This window comes from Citrobacter sp. Cpo015 (assembly GCF_030333035.1).
In the GTDB taxonomy this organism is placed as follows: Bacteria; Pseudomonadota; Gammaproteobacteria; order Enterobacterales; family Enterobacteriaceae; genus Citrobacter; species Citrobacter portucalensis.
Genome location: NZ_JAOWGS010000037.1, coordinates 522,193 through 539,639 on the forward strand (window position 1 = coordinate 522,193; position 17,447 = coordinate 539,639).

Annotated in this window: 17 protein-coding genes; 9 read left to right on the forward strand and 8 right to left on the reverse strand. The window is 49.7% G+C overall.

Features of this window, described 5'->3' with window-relative positions; all coding sequences use genetic code 11:
* The first annotated feature begins 63 nt into the window (after positions 1–63).
* Positions 64–1,224 (forward strand): pyridoxal phosphate-dependent aminotransferase, encoded by a 1,161-nt coding sequence (locus OGY67_RS18135; protein WP_208744567.1) that lies wholly within the window; start codon positions 64–66, stop codon positions 1,222–1,224.
* Here OGY67_RS18135 and OGY67_RS18140 read toward each other — a convergent pair whose 3' ends face one another.
* The 4 genes from OGY67_RS18140 to dsbG all read right to left on the reverse strand — a co-directional run bounded on the left by OGY67_RS18140 (position 1,225) and on the right by dsbG (position 5,068).
* A complete protein-coding gene (locus tag OGY67_RS18140) occupies positions 1,225–1,842 on the reverse strand; it encodes an IbrB-like domain-containing protein (protein ID WP_032942666.1) in 618 nt (205 codons plus the stop codon).
* A complete protein-coding gene (locus OGY67_RS18145; RefSeq protein WP_286574345.1) occupies positions 1,827–3,050 on the reverse strand; it encodes a phosphoadenosine phosphosulfate reductase in 1,224 nt (407 codons plus the stop codon). Before OGY67_RS18145 ends, OGY67_RS18140 begins: the two co-directional genes overlap by 16 nt.
* A 165-nt stretch (positions 3,051–3,215) precedes the next feature.
* Complete coding sequence (gene citR / locus OGY67_RS18150; RefSeq protein WP_048235900.1) at positions 3,216–4,118, reverse strand: DNA-binding transcriptional repressor CitR; 903 nt, start codon at positions 4,116–4,118, stop codon at positions 3,216–3,218.
* Positions 4,119–4,321: 203 nt separating this feature from the next.
* The gene (gene dsbG, locus OGY67_RS18155) at positions 4,322–5,068 is read right to left on the reverse strand and encodes a thiol:disulfide interchange protein DsbG (protein ID WP_032942669.1); all 747 of its coding nucleotides are present in this window, start codon (positions 5,066–5,068) and stop codon (positions 4,322–4,324) included.
* Positions 5,069–5,442: 374 nt separating this feature from the next.
* Here dsbG and ahpC point away from each other — a divergent pair, with 374 nt between their 5' ends.
* The 6 genes from ahpC to OGY67_RS18185 all read left to right on the forward strand — a co-directional run bounded on the left by ahpC (position 5,443) and on the right by OGY67_RS18185 (position 12,092).
* Positions 5,443–6,006 (forward strand): alkyl hydroperoxide reductase subunit C, encoded by a 564-nt coding sequence (gene ahpC / locus OGY67_RS18160; protein WP_002894394.1) that lies wholly within the window; start codon positions 5,443–5,445, stop codon positions 6,004–6,006.
* Between the two features lie 154 nt (positions 6,007–6,160).
* A complete protein-coding gene (ahpF, locus tag OGY67_RS18165; protein WP_020996553.1) occupies positions 6,161–7,726 on the forward strand; it encodes an alkyl hydroperoxide reductase subunit F in 1,566 nt (521 codons plus the stop codon).
* A gap of 223 nt (positions 7,727–7,949) precedes the next feature.
* Entirely contained in the window at positions 7,950–8,504 is a 555-nt protein-coding gene (locus tag OGY67_RS18170; protein ID WP_008784072.1) for a TorD/DmsD family molecular chaperone, read from the forward strand.
* Positions 8,501–10,771, forward strand: a complete 2,271-nt coding sequence (locus tag OGY67_RS18175; RefSeq protein WP_284880464.1) for a molybdopterin-dependent oxidoreductase — start codon at positions 8,501–8,503, stop codon at positions 10,769–10,771. Before OGY67_RS18170 ends, OGY67_RS18175 begins: the two co-directional genes overlap by 4 nt.
* On the forward strand, positions 10,768–11,325 hold the full coding sequence (locus OGY67_RS18180) for a 4Fe-4S dicluster domain-containing protein (RefSeq protein ID WP_008784074.1): 558 nt from the start codon (positions 10,768–10,770) through the stop codon (positions 11,323–11,325). The genes OGY67_RS18175 and OGY67_RS18180 overlap by 4 nt, the downstream gene beginning before the upstream one ends.
* On the forward strand, positions 11,325–12,092 hold the full coding sequence (locus OGY67_RS18185) for a dimethyl sulfoxide reductase anchor subunit family protein (protein ID WP_286574346.1): 768 nt from the start codon (positions 11,325–11,327) through the stop codon (positions 12,090–12,092). The genes OGY67_RS18180 and OGY67_RS18185 overlap by 1 nt, the downstream gene beginning before the upstream one ends.
* A 71-nt stretch (positions 12,093–12,163) precedes the next feature.
* Here OGY67_RS18185 and uspG read toward each other — a convergent pair whose 3' ends face one another.
* Together uspG and rnk are read right to left on the reverse strand one after the other, a co-directional pair.
* Positions 12,164–12,592, reverse strand: coding sequence for a universal stress protein UspG (uspG, locus tag OGY67_RS18190; RefSeq protein ID WP_003022101.1), 429 nt, complete (start codon positions 12,590–12,592; stop codon positions 12,164–12,166).
* Positions 12,593–12,775: 183 nt separating this feature from the next.
* On the reverse strand, positions 12,776–13,186 hold the full coding sequence (gene rnk / locus OGY67_RS18195; RefSeq protein WP_003831264.1) for a nucleoside diphosphate kinase regulator: 411 nt from the start codon (positions 13,184–13,186) through the stop codon (positions 12,776–12,778).
* 275 nt (positions 13,187–13,461) lie between these two features.
* Here rnk and OGY67_RS18200 point away from each other — a divergent pair, with 275 nt between their 5' ends.
* The gene (locus tag OGY67_RS18200; RefSeq protein ID WP_003831266.1) at positions 13,462–14,292 is read left to right on the forward strand and encodes an alpha/beta fold hydrolase; all 831 of its coding nucleotides are present in this window, start codon (positions 13,462–13,464) and stop codon (positions 14,290–14,292) included.
* A gap of 96 nt (positions 14,293–14,388) precedes the next feature.
* On the forward strand, positions 14,389–15,012 hold the full coding sequence (locus OGY67_RS18205) for a flavin reductase family protein (RefSeq protein WP_003022109.1): 624 nt from the start codon (positions 14,389–14,391) through the stop codon (positions 15,010–15,012).
* A gap of 41 nt (positions 15,013–15,053) precedes the next feature.
* On the opposite strand, the gene rna is transcribed toward OGY67_RS18205, so the two are convergent.
* Both rna and citT read right to left on the reverse strand, forming a co-directional pair.
* Positions 15,054–15,860 (reverse strand): ribonuclease I, encoded by an 807-nt coding sequence (rna, locus tag OGY67_RS18210; protein ID WP_048236469.1) that lies wholly within the window; start codon positions 15,858–15,860, stop codon positions 15,054–15,056.
* Between the two features lie 110 nt (positions 15,861–15,970).
* A complete protein-coding gene (citT, locus tag OGY67_RS18215; RefSeq protein WP_003831271.1) occupies positions 15,971–17,434 on the reverse strand; it encodes a citrate/succinate antiporter CitT in 1,464 nt (487 codons plus the stop codon).
* Positions 17,435–17,447: the final 13 nt, after the last annotated feature.

Sequence of the window (17,447 nt, forward strand, 5' to 3'; positions counted from 1 at the left end):
GCCAAATACTAGCATCGTGCTATAGTGGCTTCAACCACAACATCACACGCTGGGATAACAATAATGAGTAATAACCCGCTGATTCCGCAAAGCAAACTACCTAATCTGGGCACCACTATCTTCACGCAAATGAGTGCGCTGGCGCAGCAGCATCAGGCCATTAACCTCTCGCAAGGATTTCCTGATTTTGACGGTCCACTCTTTTTGCAAGAGCGTTTGGCGTATCACGTCACGCATGGCGCAAACCAGTATGCGCCGATGACCGGCGTGCAGCCGCTGCGCGAAGCCATCGCGGATAAAACGGCAGACCTGTACGGCTATAAACCTGACGCGAATAGTGAGGTGACTATCACGGCGGGGGCAACGGAAGCATTGTATGCCGCGATCACTGCGCTGGTGCGCCCTGGTGATGAGGTGATTTGTTTCGACCCGAGCTACGACAGCTATGCGCCTGCGGTTGAATTATCCGGCGGTGTGGTTAAACGTATCGCCCTGCAACCACCGGCTTTTCGCGTCGACTGGCAGGCGTTTGGTGCCTTACTCAGCGACCGTACCCGATTGGTTATCCTGAACACGCCACATAATCCTTCTGCCACCGTGTGGCATCACGCCGATTTTGACGCGCTGTGGCAGGCGATTAAAGAACGCGAGATCTTTGTCATCAGCGACGAAGTTTATGAGCATATCTGTTTCGCCAAACAGGGGCATGCCAGCGTGCTGGCACATTCAGAGCTGCGGGAACGCGCTGTTGCTGTTTCATCGTTTGGTAAGACCTACCATATGACCGGCTGGAAGGTCGGATACTGCGTTGCGCCAGCCGCCATTAGCGCTGAGCTACGAAAAGTGCACCAGTATCTGACGTTTTCCGTCAACACGCCGGCTCAGCTCGCACTGGCGGATATGCTACGAGAAGATCCGGCACACTATCGCGAACTGCCCGCGTTTTATCAGAAAAAACGCGACGTGTTAGTGAACGCGCTGCGTGACAGCCGACTGGAAATTCTGCCGTGTGAAGGCACATACTTTTTACTGGTCGATTACAGCGCCGTTTCCTCGCTTAACGACGTGGAGTTTTGCCAGTGGCTGACCACTGAAGTGGGCGTTGCGGCAATTCCGCTGTCGGTGTTCTGCGCCGATCCTTTCCCGCATAAACTGATTCGCCTCTGTTTTGCCAAGCAAGAATCGACGCTGTTAGCGGCAGCCGAGCGTCTGGTTTCGTTGTAGCTATTTCACAGTCCAGGCTTTGGAGAATCGACGGTCAGCAAACAACGCTTGCAGGCCGTTGATTTGCTTCAGGCGTAACACCTCGTCGCTGTCCATACCAAGATCCTTGCCAATTCTTTCTTCACTCCAGCCCAGTTGCGATAGCTCGCGGACAATCTCGGACATGGCGTGGATTTGATGACGCCCGCGGGCGCGGTTGTGGCGAATGGTTGCCGCCATACGCTCATGGCGTTCGCGTTCTAAACAGGCAACCGGCAGATATCCTTTCAGCCTGGGCCTCAGAGAGGCTTTGGCTTTACCTAACTCGTGGCGGTGGAAACCGTCGACAATTTCGTACTCTTCAGCCGTTGAGTGAACCACTACAATGGGCTGCGTAAACCCGTCAGCTTCGAGGGACTTCAGCAGCAGCTTTTTCTCCGGTGGCGCAACGTTATTGGGGTTGTAGTCATTGGGTGAAATATGATCATTTTTAACCCAAAGAACGCAATCTACGGGCTCCTCGCGAAAGGGACTGACGCTGTGTATTGCCTTTCTGAATTCATTTATGGCTTCAATTCTCTCTGGTTCTGATAAACCAGAAAGAAAGCCGAGGAGTTCCTGAGTTAATCGCTGTTGCATAAGAGTCCCCATTCCTGGCGTTTTGTTTTCATGCGCTCATTGTAGCGTTGATAGTTTTTGGGTTTCGTTGGACTAAATGAGAGAGCCCGGCACCAATAGTCGTTATTCAGCAGGACCTTACAGATACGCCGCCATGACGGAATATCCACTGAACCAATATCTCTTTCCTGGGTTTGTGGGATATTCTCCATGCCTTTTTTCTTATACCACTGTAAATAGACGGCGATTTTATTGCGGTAATGTTCGGCGGTCGTTTCCGGCATACTCTTCAATAACAGCATGGCGTATTCCTGCCAGCTTAAATGTTCGGGTTTTAATATTTTGCGGTGACCGTAAAAATGGTTGTCCTGACCAGCATATATCCCGCCACTTTTTACCCCGCTGACGCGGGAGCACATCATTACCCAGCGTTCAGGCTCAATAACATGGTAAAGCCACAGCCCCTGGCGTTGTTCTGGTCCAAAGGGTTCGCAGATACGCATGTATCGCGTGGGAACCCCCGCCTGATACATCAGGTTGTACAGGGGATTACACGGGAGCGTTGACTTCGCAAACCACGTCCAGATGTCAGCAGTTTTCCAGTCATAAATCGGATAAATATACCAGGTATGCCCGCCAGGGGCGCTGGTGGTCCAGGGTTTGTCATCGGCAAAACGCTGTTTTTTCGAGTTCGCAATGGCGACGAAACGATTATATGACTCATCGGCGCGTATCCCGACCATCATGGCGGCCGGTCGTTTCTGCGAAAACCATTCAGCGAACTCACGAACAAATTGCTCGAAAGTCATACCGGGTTGGTAGAAAGAGAAAAACTCGGGATCGGTAATGGCATCTGCAGGCGGTTGGCGAACCCATTGAGTACCCGGCTCCCAGCATTGCCATTCAGGCTGAAATTGTGACAGTGAATTTTGTGTCGTCAGCGGCAATGCAACCCAATAAAATTCTTCGATGACATCGGAATAATTCTCGCGTAGCGCCTGGACATAGTCGATAGTGCAGGAAAACTGAGCCTCCCAGTCGATAAATAAGACGTTTATTTTTTTCTGTAACTGGCGGGCAATGGCGGCGGTCAGATGTAACATCAACCCCGAATCTTTACCTCCAGAGAAAGAAACGCAGACACGCGGTAGAGTCTCAAGCGTCCAGGTAATGCGTTCCTGTGCTGCTTGCAGAACATTTTTATCCAACGGTATTTTATAAACAGACATATCAAATCCATATCGAATTTTTATTATTTGCAGCCATAATAAATGTCCGTAATAAGATAGGCTTTTTCTTGCGACATGCAATATTTAAATATATTCATTATTTGCATGCTATTTTGTTATTGTATATTTTATATGAATTATAATGTGCTTTTAATCATGTTATCCTTAACTATCCAAGGATAGTTTGCTTATGTATTCTGCGAAGGCTTTGTTATTCAATGATGCCCGGTTATACATTATGAATAATTTTACTTTTGGTAATTCAAAATCGGTTTTAATTTCTTTGAATTTCAATGCTGGCTGATAAATTTCATAAATTTGTCTGGGGATTACACCAATAATATCCGTACTGGCGATAACGTTAGCAATCGAGAGTAAGGAGTCGCTACTAAAACCTACTTTATGGAATGCCATCGATTCGCTTGCACGGGAACGATAATCTTTAATACCCTGATCTTCAGAGGAAAAATATGTAAATTGCTCTTGTTGGATTTGTTCGAGTGTGCTCGTCTCATTTATTCTGGGATGGTTGCCACTGCACACTAAAACACAGTCAATGATCTTGAATTGAGTACATACGATAGAACGGTTGTGGACCGGCGTTGTTGTAATCACCAGATCGGCTTTACGATAGGCAAGGATGTTTTCGGCCGTTTCTGCTGACATTAAAATATCATGATGCTCAATTTCAATATCTGAATTTTCTCTGAGGCTATTAATTAAAGATGTCACATTCAGGTTGGTTGTAATTTGTGGGCTGTAGATGACGAATTTATTTTTCAGGCTGGAACCGTGCATGATATTGATGGTTTGTTCCAGATTATTGAGATTTTTTTCAAGGTGAAGATGAAGATTTACCCCTGTGACCGTGGGCGTAATGCCTTTGCCTGAGCGAATAAACAGGGGGTCGTTAAACTGTGTACGCAGTCGCTGTAATGACTGGCTGACGGCTGAAGGGGTGATATACAGTGTTGCCGCAGCTTTACTGATGCTCAAATGTTGATAAATACATTCAAAAATTACCAACAGGTTAAGATCGAATTTTTTGAGGTCATAGAGGTTAGCCATGCATACCTTCCTGTGATGGTAATGTATAGGATAATTCAATTGTTGAATAATTTAAATTCTAATCATTCTTAGAGTTTAAGTTTATGGCTTAATGAATAATTAACTTAAACTAAAATAACACAGATTGCTTGATGGTTACGATAAAAATACATTTTAAAGAGTGATTGAAATGAGAACCATAACAATCACTCATTCTGTTACCTTTATTTATTTCCCATAATAATATTTAATTTATCTTTATCGGGTAATCCCACTTCCTGTTGTAACGTATCGTCTTTGCTCATGTAGTAGATCGCGGGCGTCACATTAGCACCTAAATCATCCATGAGTTTTTGGTTGATATTCAGTACTTTCATCTGTTCTGGATGGACAGACGTGGGGATTTCCAGCTTCATTTTCCCGCCGGATGCTTCATAGTCATGCCAGGTTTTGGCCGGATCTTTGGATGCCAGGATTGCAGCAGCGGTTGCCGGGCTTTCGGGCTTGATCACGCCAACCAGCAGCGTACGCAGCTGAACTTTACCGGAATCTACCCATGGGCGCGCCTGCTGCCAGAACTGTTTGCAATAAGGACAGAAGGGATCGGCAAACACGTAAACGATGACCGGGGCTTCTTTTTTCCCGTCCAGAATCCACGACGCTTTTTCCATTCGCTGCCACATCTCACGTCCGGCAGGGGCATAGATCTCTTTTTCTATGAGCGCATTACTGAGGTTTTCGCCTTTTTCATTATACATGTAGCCGGAGATGGCATGTTTACCGTCAGGCGTGACATAGATAGTGACCCCCATGTCCTGGTATTTTCCCAGATAGCCTTTCATTCCACCCGGTGCGTCGAAGGGCTTCAGGATCGTAATTCCCTGTTTCTCAATGGCTTTAACAGGGGCAGGGAGCTCCTCTGCGTGCACGATAGCGGGGAGAAGAGTTAAGAGTAAGGTGCGTTTAAACATTGATTTTCCTTATAAAATCAGCAGGAAAGTGGGCTTAATTGCAAAACCTATCACAGCCATAGGTAAGATCGACGGTCTGTCGATTGCCCTTTCTTTAGTTGGGTGATGTAATCCCCATCGCTGTTACGACCTTTGTTAAGGTAATGTAGAGCGCAACACATAGCCAGCCCTGCTGGCACTGACGTTACCTGCGGGTAGCTCGGGTAATGAGGCTCCCTGCAAAGGGGGCCTTTTTTACTTTTATCTTTAGGTTCACAACATGAGTTTGAGTGGGTTGTTAGTTAACGCTTATTGATTTGATAAAGGAAACGCATTAGCCCTGCGAAGAGATTTTCGTTAACTTATCTCTCAACGAAAACACGGAGGAAGTACAGATGTCTTTGATTAATACCAAAATTAAACCTTTCAAAAACCAGGCGTTCAAAAACGGTGAGTTCATCGAAGTAACCGAGAAAGATACCGAAGGTCGCTGGAGCGTCTTCTTCTTCTACCCGGCTGACTTTACTTTCGTATGCCCGACCGAGCTGGGTGACGTTGCAGACCATTACGAAGAACTGCAGAAACTGGGCGTAGATGTGTATTCCGTTTCTACCGACACCCACTTCACCCACAAAGCATGGCACAGCAGCTCTGAAACCATCGCAAAAATCAAATACGCGATGATCGGCGACCCGACTGGCGCCCTGACCCGTAACTTCGACAACATGCGTGAAGATGAAGGTCTGGCTGACCGCGCAACCTTCGTTGTTGACCCGCAGGGTATCATCCAGGCAATCGAAGTTACTGCTGAAGGTATCGGCCGTGATGCGTCTGACCTGCTGCGTAAAATCAAAGCAGCACAGTACGTCGCTTCCCACCCAGGTGAAGTTTGCCCGGCAAAATGGAAAGAAGGTGAAGCAACCTTAGCGCCATCTCTGGACCTGGTTGGTAAAATCTAAGTCGCATAGTTTGTAGGCCGGATAAACGTAGTGCATCCGGCATTCCACAGGCGCAAATTTGCGCCTGTTTCATTCCAGCACCATGACGCAAGTTGCATTAATGCAGTCCCGCAAAATCGGCTTGCATGATGATGTTTTCAGAGAGGGAAGAAGAATGCTCGACACAAATATGAAAACCCAGCTCAGGGCTTACCTTGAGAAACTGACCAAACCTGTTGAGCTGATTGCGACGCTGGATGACAGCGCTAAATCGGCAGAAATCAAGGAACTGCTGACTGAAATTGCTGAACTGTCAGAAAAAGTCACCTTCAAAGAAGACAATACTCTGGCGGTGCGTAAGCCATCGTTCCTGATTACCAATCCCGGTTCTCACCAGGGACCGCGTTTTGCCGGTTCTCCGCTGGGTCATGAGTTTACCTCTCTGGTGCTGGCGCTGTTGTGGACCGGTGGTCATCCGTCAAAAGAGGCGCAGACGTTGCTGGAGCAGATCCGCGATCTCGACGGTGATTTTGAATTTGAAACCTATTATTCACTTTCCTGCCATAACTGCCCGGACGTGGTGCAGGCGCTGAACCTGATGGCGGTGCTGAACCCACGTATCAAACATACGGCGATTGACGGCGGTACTTTCCAGAACGAAATCACCGATCGTAACGTGATGGGCGTTCCGGCGGTATTTATGAACGGCAAAGAGTTCGGTCAGGGGCGTATGACGTTGACTGAGATCGTAGCGAAAGTGGATACCGGCGCAGAAAAACGTGCGGCTGAAGAGCTGAATAAGCGCGATGCTTATGACGTGCTGATTGTCGGTTCTGGTCCTGCAGGTGCGGCGGCAGCGGTGTACTCCGCACGTAAAGGCATTCGCACCGGTCTGATGGGCGAACGTTTTGGCGGCCAGGTTCTTGATACTGTTGATATTGAAAACTATATCTCAGTACCGAAAACTGAAGGTCAGAAACTGGCAGGCGCGCTGAAAGCACACGTTGATGATTATGATGTCGATGTGATTGACAGCCAGAGCGCGAGCAAACTCATTCCAGCAGCGCAGGAAGGCGGTTTGCATCAGATTGAAACGGCCTCCGGCGCGGTGCTGAAAGCACGTAGCATTATCATCGCCACCGGCGCGAAATGGCGCAACATGAACGTTCCGGGTGAAGATCAGTATCGCACCAAAGGCGTAACCTACTGCCCGCACTGTGATGGCCCGCTGTTTAAAGGCAAGCGTGTTGCGGTGATTGGCGGCGGTAACTCCGGCGTTGAAGCGGCTATCGACCTGGCAGGTATTGTTGAACATGTGACGTTGCTGGAGTTTGCCCCTGAAATGAAGGCCGACCAGGTGCTGCAAAATAAGCTTCGCAGTCTGAAAAACGTCGACATCATTCTGAATGCGCAAACGACAGAAGTGAAAGGCGATGGCAGCAAAGTTACTGGTCTGGAGTATCGTGACCGTGTGAGCGGCGATGTTCACAATGTGGAACTGGCAGGTATCTTTGTTCAGATTGGTCTGCTGCCGAACACCAACTGGCTCGAAGGCGCCGTTGAACGTAACCGTATGGGTGAAATCATCATCGATGCCAAGTGCGAAACCAGCGTGAAAGGCGTTTTCGCTGCCGGTGACTGCACCACCGTACCGTATAAGCAGATTATCATCGCGACCGGTGAAGGTGCGAAGGCCTCGTTAAGTTCGTTTGATTATCTGATTCGCACGACAGTAGCATAAAAAAAGTAAGACTCACCTGCAATGCCAAAACCGCCAGTCATCCGCTGGCGGTTTTTTATTTCCATACACTTAAATTGTCAATTCTTGAAACAATAAACCGTTTAAAACATTCACTTAATTAGCCTGATCATTATTTTCATCAAAGAAAGAGAGGGCGTTATCTTTATTATATTAACCTGCATTATTTTTTTATTTGTTGTGTGAATAAATGGTTGGTTAATTCATGGGTGAAATATATGAAACCCTGACGATCTTTGAATCGACAGGGTTATTGTTACGTGATTTTTTTATCTCTCACGATAGTTACACGCTGAAAGCGGCTTATTCAGCTTTAGATACAAATGCCTCAACGCTAACAGAGCAGGAGTGGCTGGAGGCGGAGTACGACTTCAATGCACTATTTGTTGGGCCGCAGACGCTAAAAGCCCCGCCGTTCGCTTCGGTATACCTTGAAGAAGATGCCCTCGTAATGGGTAAATCAACCTTAAGCATTCGGGAATTCATGGCAAATATAGGTCTATCTATAAACCATGTAAATAATATCCCAGATGATCATATTTCCTGCGTATTGGAATTAGCAGTTTTATTATCGGCAAATGCCAGGATATCAGCAGAATACCAGATCGTTATGACTCGATATGTAATTGAGTATATAGCGATGTGGATGCCCGCGTATATAGAAAAAATACATATAAATGCACAAACCGTTACGTTGAAAAACGTCGCGGAAAGGTTGTCTTTTTGGCTTGATGAATTAAACACGAGAGTATCAATATGAGTAATGAACCGGGAGTTCTGAACAGACGTTCATTTTTGAAAGGGTTGATTGCCCTTGGAACGGTGGCTGCCCTGCCAGGGGGATTGCTGACTTCACGCTGTGCATTGGCGCAACCGCCAATTCCGTTTAATCCCAAAACCTACAAAATCTATCGTAACGCCTGTCCACGTAACTGCTATGACACTTGTAGCCTGAAAACCTGGGTGAAGGATGACGTCATCACCTTTGTGGAAGGCGCGCCTGAATCAACGTTTACGCATGGAACTCCGTGTGTGAAGGGATTGAGCTATCCACGTAGGGTATACAGCCCGGACCGCATTAAATATCCGATGGTTCAGGATGTTCGCGGCAGCGGTAACTGGCGTCGTATCTCCTGGGATGAAGCAATGCAGCGCATTGCGACCAAGATGCTGGAGATTAAAAAGAAAGATGGTTCAATGTTGGGTCTGGCGCTGACCAAGTACTCAGGCAAATTTGGTGTATTGAACTATGCCGTTGAAGGGATGATGTCTTCACTGGGTTACACCACCCGTTTTGCCGGAACACCTTGCTGGCCAGCCGGTATCGACGCGCAAAACTACGACATGGGCGACATGTGGTGTAACGACCCGGAAGATATGGTGAAAGCCAAATACATTATTATCTGGGGCGCTAACCCGGCCTGGTGCTCTATGCACACCATGAAGTACATCTATCAGGCGCGGGAAAAAGGCGCAAAAGTGGTCGTTATCGATCCACTGTTAACCCAAACCGCTGCGAAAGCCGATCTCTATTTACGCGTTCGCCCAGGATCAGATGGCGCTCTGGCGCTGGGCATGGCACGCCACCTGGTGGACAAAGGATTGGTTGATCAGGATTTCGTTAACAACTATTCCCATGGTTATGCTGAATTTGAAGAGTATTTGCGTAATAACGTTACCATAGAGTGGGCATCTGAGATTTGCGGGCTGTCGGCGGATGTTATTCGCCAGTTGGCGGAAGAATTTACCGCGGTTAACCCTGCTACCGTGTGGATTGGCTACGGCATGCAGCGCCATGTCAACGGCGGCGCTAACGTACGGGCGATCGATGCCTTTGTGGCAATGACCGGCAATATTGGCATTGAGGGCGGTGGCGCTCGCTACGGTCATTTGCATACCTGGGGCTTTAACTACAATGCCATGTTGCAGAAGCCACCGGTAGGCTCTATCGGGATGCCGGGGGCGGCGGGCACAACCAGCGAGTTTGGTTCTGCGGGGGAAGTCGCACAGTATTCCGATCGCTCGTTGAATATCAACCAGACCGCAAAGGGAATTCTGGAAGCCAATGAGCCGCCTGTCCGAATGCTTTGGGTTGCCTGTAAGAACCCGTTTGCTCAGGATTTTGATCGCAGCAAGATGGAAAAAGCATTCGAAAAACTGGAAATGGTGGTGTGCGCCGACCAATTCTTTAACGAGACCGTCCAGCATGCCGATATCGTTTTGCCTGTCACCACAGCCTTTGAAGAGTGGAACGTAGACGCCTCATATTGGCACTACTGGCTCTCAATCAACCAGCCTGCAATTAAGCCAATGTATGAGGCAAAATGCGATCTGGAAATCGCCGTTTTACTTTCCCGCACAATCAACAAGCTGGAGCCGGGTTCTTGCACATTCCCGCAGGAGTTCGATCATAAGCGCTGGCTGGACCAGGAGTTCAATGACGGAATGGCCAAAATGTTTGGTATCTCCTCCTGGGATGATTTACTGGAAGGGCCGAAAAAAGCCATTCTGCCAAGTTCTGCGGCCTGGTATGACCGTAAGTTTAAAACGCCCTCTGGAAAGTTTGAGTTCAAATCTGAGCTGTGTGAGAAAAATGGTCATACGGCGCTGCCGGAATACAAACCGGAGGCAAAAAGCACGTTGCCATTCCACCTGTTTACGCCGCATGTCCAGTTCGGTATCCATTCCCAATTCATCAACCTTGACTGGATGCAGGTCTTCTATCCTGAACCGTTTGTTTATATGCACCCGGTTTCCGCCGGGAAAAGAGGCATCGCTGAAAATGACCTGGTGAAAGTGTTTAACACCGCAGGTGAGGTGGAGTTACGTGCGAAGGTAACCGCTAACGTTCCGGAGGATTTCCTGGTGATGTACGAGGCTTGGTTCCCGAAACGGAAATACAACGTTCAAAACGTAGTGGCGGATACTCCAGCCGATATGGGCTTGATGAAAACTGGTGCGCCAGGTGCGGCCATCCATAGTCAGTTTGCGGACATCATTTTGATCGATAAAGGAGCAGCGGCATGAGGCGCGCGTTTTTAGTTAATAGCGATAAGTGTATCGGCTGCCGTGGCTGTGCGATGGCGTGTAAGAGTTTTAACCAGCTGGAGCCAGAACGTTTCTGGCGCTACGTCTACCCGCTGGATAAAGAAATTTATCCGCATGAAGAGCGAGCGTTCTACTCGCTGGCCTGTAACCACTGCGAAAATCCGGCCTGCCTGGCGGCTTGTCCGGTAGAGGCGTACACCAAACGTGAGGATGGCGTTGTAGTGCATAACCCGGAACGTTGTATCGGATGCAAAAACTGTATTCGCAACTGTCCATACGGTGCGCCGCGCTTTAATGAAGAGACGAAAAAAGCAGAAAAATGCAGCATGTGCTACGAGCGTCTTGATGTTGGCATGCAGCCGGCGTGCGTGAATGCCTGTCCGGTAGGTGCGCTGACGCTTATCGATCTGGATGCCGATCCTATACCTGATAATGCGGTGCAGTATCCGCCGGGATTCCCGCGTATGCCGCAGCTTAATCCTGGCACGCGTTTTATCCTTGCGCGTCAACCAAAGCAGCCGGAGGCCAAGTAATGGAAAAGTATGAACTTCCTCTGGTCATTTTTACCGTATTAAGCCAAATGTCGGTTGGGATCACGCTCATTCTGACGCTGCGTGTGCTGCAAGGAAAACTGGAGAGCAAGCGTCTGTACTGGCTGGTAAGTGGACTGGTTCTGGCGGCGGCGTCCGTGGCGGCGATATTACACCTTGCGCATCCGGATCGCGCCTACGATGCCTTGATCAACCTGCAGCACGCCTGGCTGAGCCGAGAGATTCTGGGCGCCACTTTATACGGTGCAGCTGTCGGGGTGACGTTTTTGGCAAAAGGGCACAAAGCACCAGCTGTTCTGGCCTCTGTTCTCGGTATCGCTCTGGTGGCGGTACAGGGGATGACCTATGCCGCCCCGGCAATGGTGGCGATCGCCAACGGTCTGACAATGCTGTTGTTCTTCATCACGGTGTGGGTGATGGGGTGTGCTGCGATTCCACTTCTTAACCTCGTACCTGCCGTTGCTGCATTGCGCCAGGGGATTGTCGTGTGTATGGCAGTCATGATCGCCGCACCCATTATCTGGCTAAGCGGTGGCACCATCATGCAGATGACGGCGCATGCCTGGCTGACGTCGCCACTTTATCTGGCGAGTCTGGTGTGTCTGGCGGTGGCCTTTGTGCTTAGCCGTCAGGGCGAGCATCGCGCAAAAGCGCTTTTCGTCCTGCTGTTTGTTGGCATATTCCTGAGCCGTCTGACGTTTTTTGGCGATACGATCAGCTCCATCGAGAATATCGGCCATTTGTATTAATCGTGAGGTAATAAAAAAACCCCTGTCAGGCGTTAACCTGGCAGGGGTTTTCTTTAGCAAATCAGTGGCTGTTAACGAACAACCAGCACTGGCAAAGTCGCGTGTCGAACAACGCTGGAAGCGTTTGAGCCGAGCAGATGGGTGCTGATTGATGGGTTACGCGACCCAATGACAACGACATCCGCATTCAACTCTTCACCCAACTCGTTGACCACGTCACGGACGCTGCCAAAGCGGACGTGTTGTTTAATACGGGAAGGATCGATGCTGAAGTGACCGACCATCGTTTGCAGACGGGTTTCCGCTTCGTGTTGCAAATGCTCTTCAAAACGACGGACATCGGCCGCAAAGCGGTGCAGGCTTAAGCTCGCTGAGCCTGGCAGCACATGCAGCAGATGAATAACCCCTTTATCCTGGGCCAGAAATTCTGCATGGCGAATAGCCTTGTCGCTCAGTTCCATTTCGAATACATCAACAGGCATTATGATTGTGTTGTACATAAACATTCTCCTTGTCATTACATGAACACATAACAGCATAGTATTAAAAATGATTCTGTCAGTCACGACACAGATTTATGTTTTGCGAACAGGAAAGAAAGCGAGGAGCAGGGAGATCTAACCGGAAAGAGGATGCGGATGCATCCCCTGTAAGATAAAGCGAGTGGCTTTGATAAGACAGAGTTAGCGCAGGTAGTCGCCTGCAGCTTCAGGCTGGTACTCAAGCTCGATAACTTCGAGGTGTGTTGAGGTCCCGCCTGGCAATTCCCAGTGAATGGTATCACCAACGCGCAGCCCCAGAAGTGCAGCGCCGACAGGTGCCATTACCGAAAGCTGTGTGTTGCTGTCAGTCATAGTAGCCGGATACACCAGGGTACGCACACGGACTTCGCCATCACTCAGATTGCGGAATTTCACGCGGCTGTTCATGGTCACGACGTCGTGCGGCATGGTTTCTGGAGAACACATTTGGGCACGATCCAGCTCGGCGTTAAGGGCGTCGGCAATCGGTAAACCAGCAAACGCAGGTTGCTCCAACAGGCGGTCAATGCGTTCCGCATCGAGGTCGTTAATGATGATAGTTGGTCTGGACATTTATTACTCCATGTCGTCGAAACTGCGGGTGCGCAGGTAAATAATCCCAAAAGAAAACCCTCACCGTCAGGCGGCAAGGGTTTAGCTTTTATGATGATACTGAGACTTACCCCATGTTTGAAGTGATTTAGTTCACATTCAGGTAAATCATCAATTTTGTCGCATATGGTGTGATTTTAGCCGAAAAACGTGATCGTTCTCCAATTTGCATTATGCTTTTTAAGCGCTCGCTGCGGGCGCGTCAAACAACTCAGTGTTCCGCGACAGGAGATCTCATGAGCCAGTACGACAAACTTACCTTGAAAGACGGCAGCTATTTGCATTTTAAAGACTGGGGAAGTGGACAACCTATTGTGTTTAGTCACGGTTGGCCGCTGACGGCAGACGCGTTTGAAGATCAGATGCTGTTCCTTGGATCGAAAGGATTTCGTGTGATCGCCCATGACAGGCGCGGACATGGGCGTTCGGCCCAACCCTGGGATGGACATCATATGGATCAGTATGCTGACGACCTGGCTGAACTTACCGCGCATCTCAATCTTAAAGATGCCGTACATGTTGGGCACTCTACCGGCGGTGGGGAAGTGGCTCGTTATATTGGCCGGCATGGGACGCAGCGGGTGGCAAAAGCGGTGTTAATTGGCGCGGTGACGCCCATCATGATCAAGACTGACTTTAACCCAAATGGCGTGCCGAAAGAGGTATTCGATGGCATCCGTGAGGGGGTTGTGAACGATCGCGCCGCCTTTTTCTATGAGCTGACCGCTGCATTCTATGGTTACAATCGTCCTGGCGCGAAAGAGTCGAAAGCTGTACGGGAAAGTTTTGTTGAACAGGGCTTACAAGGGTCCATCAAAGCGTTGTACGACTGCATTCATGCGTTTTCGGAAACAGATCTGCGTGAAGACCTCAAAAAGATGACCATCCCGACGCTGGTGATCCACGGTGATGACGATCAGATTGTCCCGTTTGAAACCTGCGGAAAAGTCGCGGCGGAAATACTGCCGGACTCGCAGTTGAAGGTATATGTCGGCGGCTCGCATGGCATTTGCACCACCCATAAGCAACAGATCAACGGTGACCTGCTCAACTTTATTCAGTCGTAATCGTTGGCAGATTGTTCTACGCTGATCTTCTTTTTCCAGGGGGATGAGCGAAGCATAATTTGTGCTGCGCTGACGTTAACTTCAACAGGGAACGCTATGTATTTCTATCAACCGTCACAGGGACACGGCTTACCGCATGATCCGCTAAATGCCATCATTGGACCGCGCCCGATTGGCTGGATTGCGTCGCGTGACGGCAACGGTCGGCACAATCTGGCACCATACAGTTTCTTTAACTGTTTTAACTATCATCCGCCGATTATCGGTTTCGCCAGCAGCGGCTGGAAAGACAGCGTGCAGAATATTATCGAAACCGGTGAATTTGTCTGGAACCTGACGACTCTTGAGCTGGCCACTGCGATGAACGAAACGTCAGCCAGCTTGCCGCACGGTGAGGACGAGTTTTTTGCCGCCGGGCTTAGCAAGGCAGATAGCCGGATAGTCAACGTGCCGCGCGTGGCGCAAAGCCCGGTCAATTTTGAGTGTCGCTTATCGCAAAGCCTGCAACTGACTACCGCTGATGGCTCACCGGTTGATACCTGGCTGGTGTTGGGGGAAGTGGTAGGCATTCACATAGATGAAACGCTCCTGGAAGACGGCATCTATCAGACGGCGAAAGCGAAACCGGTACTGCGTGCAGGTGGGCCAACGGCGTATTATTCGATCAGTGAAACACATCGTTTTGATTTAGTTCGCCCGGACGCCCGTGCAAAACGCTAAGTTTACGGACCGACGCCAGCTCGCAGCGTCGGTCGCAAGTTTCAGTATCCCACTTTGTCGATAATAAACTGTTTACCGCAGCTACCCGGATGCGGTTGCGGTAAGAATGACTGGGCAGATAACGTCTGGTTGATGTTGTCGGCTTTCAGGGATAACTGGATCTCAGTGAGATACGCTGGATTGCCGTGGCAGCTTAGCTTCACAGCTTTGACGTTTTCTTTGCCCCAGCTTTTGGCAACGGCGGCGTCAAATGCGTTACGGCTGACGGTTTTGCCGTAGTTTTCCGCCAGGAATTTGCCCACCTCGCTGTCCTTAACCTCATTATTCAGCCGCACCATCGTGCCGAAGTACGCGTCGGGATCAAAACCGAAACACGCGCCATGTTTGGCATACTCGTAACGTTCCAGACAGGATCTTCCTCCAGCGCCGGGCATTACGGCGCTGAGTTTTGCCGCGCTTTCCAGCGACAGCCCGGTTTCGGGGGCCGCGCATTTACGGCTGGCGCGGGCTTCAGGCAGGTTGGGAATAGGGCGAGTCGCGCAGCCAAAACGCATCCAACGGCGATTGTCTACTCCACGGGCGGCAATGGATTTAGGCAGGCTGGGCCATAAACCGTGAACGGTCAGGAAATCAGCTTTGTCTGCGCTCTCTTTTTGCAAACGACATTCGTCAGGCTCCTGACGATTACGCTCGTGTTGGCTCTGACAAAATCCGGTTTGCCAGGAGAGAGCCAGCACGTAGCTGTCAAAATCAGCGTACTGTTTTGCCTGAAGTTCATCGGCCTGAGCTGCAGAAACTGGTAGCAGGAGTGCTGCCAGCAACGAAGAATAACGCCATGTTGATGTCATGATGATTTCGGACACTTATATAAATTCTGAATATCATCTATTTAATCATAAAAAATGCCAGTCAGGTTTAGCTGACTGGCATCATTTTCATCAGGCGTGAACGGGAATGATTAGCTCCACATTGCCAGAATCGGCCAGCCGACCAGCAGAAGCATAGCGATGTAGATAACGCCGAAGATAGCACCCAGACGCCAGTAGTCTTTGGACTTCACATAACCACAGCCGTAGATGATAACGCCTGGGCCTGTTGCATATGGAGTCAGACAGCCCATGATACCGATGGACAGTACCAGCAGGATACACAGGTGTTCCATCGGCACGCCCGGGATACCTTTACCGACGGCCAGAATAACCGGCAGCATGGTGGCGGTGTGAGCGGAAAGGCTGGCAAACAGGTAGTGAGCAAAGTAGAACACCAGCACCAGAACGATCACGGTCGCGTTAGGCGAGAAGCCTTCCAGGTGCGTGCTCATAGTGTTGGCGAACCAGTCGATGAAGCCTGAACGGGTTAAACCATTCGCCATAACGACCAGCGTGGCGAGGTTAACCAGAGTGTTCCATGCGCTGTTATAACGGGTAATATCTTTCCACGGTACAACGTGCAGCGCCAGCATTAGGGAGACAGCCAGCAGGCCCACTGCGGTTGCATCAATCAGTTTACCACCGAAGACCCACAGGCCCAGGCTGAGCAGTACCAGACCGATCAGCGTTATCTCTTTACGGGTCAGTTTACCCATGCCTTTCAGTTCATCACCGGCCCAAGCGGCAACTTCAGCACTGTGAGTAACTTCTGGTTTGTACAGAACGTATGACAGCCACGGAGCAACGATCAGCAAAATAATACCGACCGGCAGGAAGCTGAGGAACCACTGCAACCAGCTGATTTGAATACCGGCAATTTTGTTGACGAATTCCAGACCCAGCACGTTAGGTGCAGCGCCGGTCACGAACATCGAGGAGCTCAGGCTGGTACTGATGACCATCATCCACATCAAATATCCACCGATACGGCGCGCGGAAGGATCGTTCGGGAATGATTTAAACAACGGCGGCAGGTTTTTGATAACCGGGAATACGGTGCCACCGGTACGCGCAGTGTTAGATGGAGTAAACGGTGCCAGCAGAATGTCGATGATAACAATCGCATAGCCCAGCGTCAGGGTACGTTTACCCATGAATTTCACCAGGAACAGCGCGATACGACGACCCAGACCGGTGACTTCATAACCCAGTGCGAAGATAAACGCACCAAACACCAACCATACGGTGGTGCTGGAGAAGCCAGCCAGACCCCATTTCAGCGCTTGCTTACCCGCTTTAAACGCCGGGTCGGCCAGTTCTGAAGCATCAAACAGCAGATAGTTGCTGCCGATAACGCAGATCGTTACGGCGATAAAGCTGATCGCTGTTGCCGGAATTGGCTCCAGGATCATACCGACGATCATCGCCACAAACACGGCAAAGTAGTGCCAGGCCTGTGGAGGCATTCCATCAGGGACGGGGATAAGAAACATGACACCCATGACGACCAGGGGGGCCAATAACTTCCATATTTTATCTTTTGCTAAAGACATGTGTGTGATTCTC

Excerpts from the sequence above, each read along its gene's own strand:
- OGY67_RS18135 (WP_208744567.1), top strand. The coding sequence starts at position 64 with ATGAGTAATAACCCGCTGATTCCGCAAAGCAAACTACCTAATCTGGGC.
- OGY67_RS18140 (WP_032942666.1), bottom strand. The coding sequence starts at position 1,842 with ATGCAACAGCGATTAACTCAGGAACTCCTCGGCTTTCTTTCTGGTTTA.
- OGY67_RS18145 (WP_286574345.1), bottom strand. The coding sequence starts at position 3,050 with ATGTCTGTTTATAAAATACCGTTGGATAAAAATGTTCTGCAAGCAGCA.
- citR (WP_048235900.1), bottom strand. The coding sequence starts at position 4,118 with ATGGCTAACCTCTATGACCTCAAAAAATTCGATCTTAACCTGTTGGTA.
- dsbG (WP_032942669.1), bottom strand. The coding sequence starts at position 5,068 with ATGTTTAAACGCACCTTACTCTTAACTCTTCTCCCCGCTATCGTGCAC.
- ahpC (WP_002894394.1), top strand. The coding sequence starts at position 5,443 with ATGTCTTTGATTAATACCAAAATTAAACCTTTCAAAAACCAGGCGTTC.
- ahpF (WP_020996553.1), top strand. The coding sequence starts at position 6,161 with ATGCTCGACACAAATATGAAAACCCAGCTCAGGGCTTACCTTGAGAAA.
- OGY67_RS18170 (WP_008784072.1), top strand. The coding sequence starts at position 7,950 with ATGGGTGAAATATATGAAACCCTGACGATCTTTGAATCGACAGGGTTA.
- OGY67_RS18175 (WP_284880464.1), top strand. The coding sequence starts at position 8,501 with ATGAGTAATGAACCGGGAGTTCTGAACAGACGTTCATTTTTGAAAGGG.
- OGY67_RS18180 (WP_008784074.1), top strand. The coding sequence starts at position 10,768 with ATGAGGCGCGCGTTTTTAGTTAATAGCGATAAGTGTATCGGCTGCCGT.
- OGY67_RS18185 (WP_286574346.1), top strand. The coding sequence starts at position 11,325 with ATGGAAAAGTATGAACTTCCTCTGGTCATTTTTACCGTATTAAGCCAA.
- uspG (WP_003022101.1), bottom strand. The coding sequence starts at position 12,592 with ATGTACAACACAATCATAATGCCTGTTGATGTATTCGAAATGGAACTG.
- rnk (WP_003831264.1), bottom strand. The coding sequence starts at position 13,186 with ATGTCCAGACCAACTATCATCATTAACGACCTCGATGCGGAACGCATT.
- OGY67_RS18200 (WP_003831266.1), top strand. The coding sequence starts at position 13,462 with ATGAGCCAGTACGACAAACTTACCTTGAAAGACGGCAGCTATTTGCAT.
- OGY67_RS18205 (WP_003022109.1), top strand. The coding sequence starts at position 14,389 with ATGTATTTCTATCAACCGTCACAGGGACACGGCTTACCGCATGATCCG.
- rna (WP_048236469.1), bottom strand. The coding sequence starts at position 15,860 with ATGACATCAACATGGCGTTATTCTTCGTTGCTGGCAGCACTCCTGCTA.
- citT (WP_003831271.1), bottom strand. The coding sequence starts at position 17,434 with ATGTCTTTAGCAAAAGATAAAATATGGAAGTTATTGGCCCCCCTGGTC.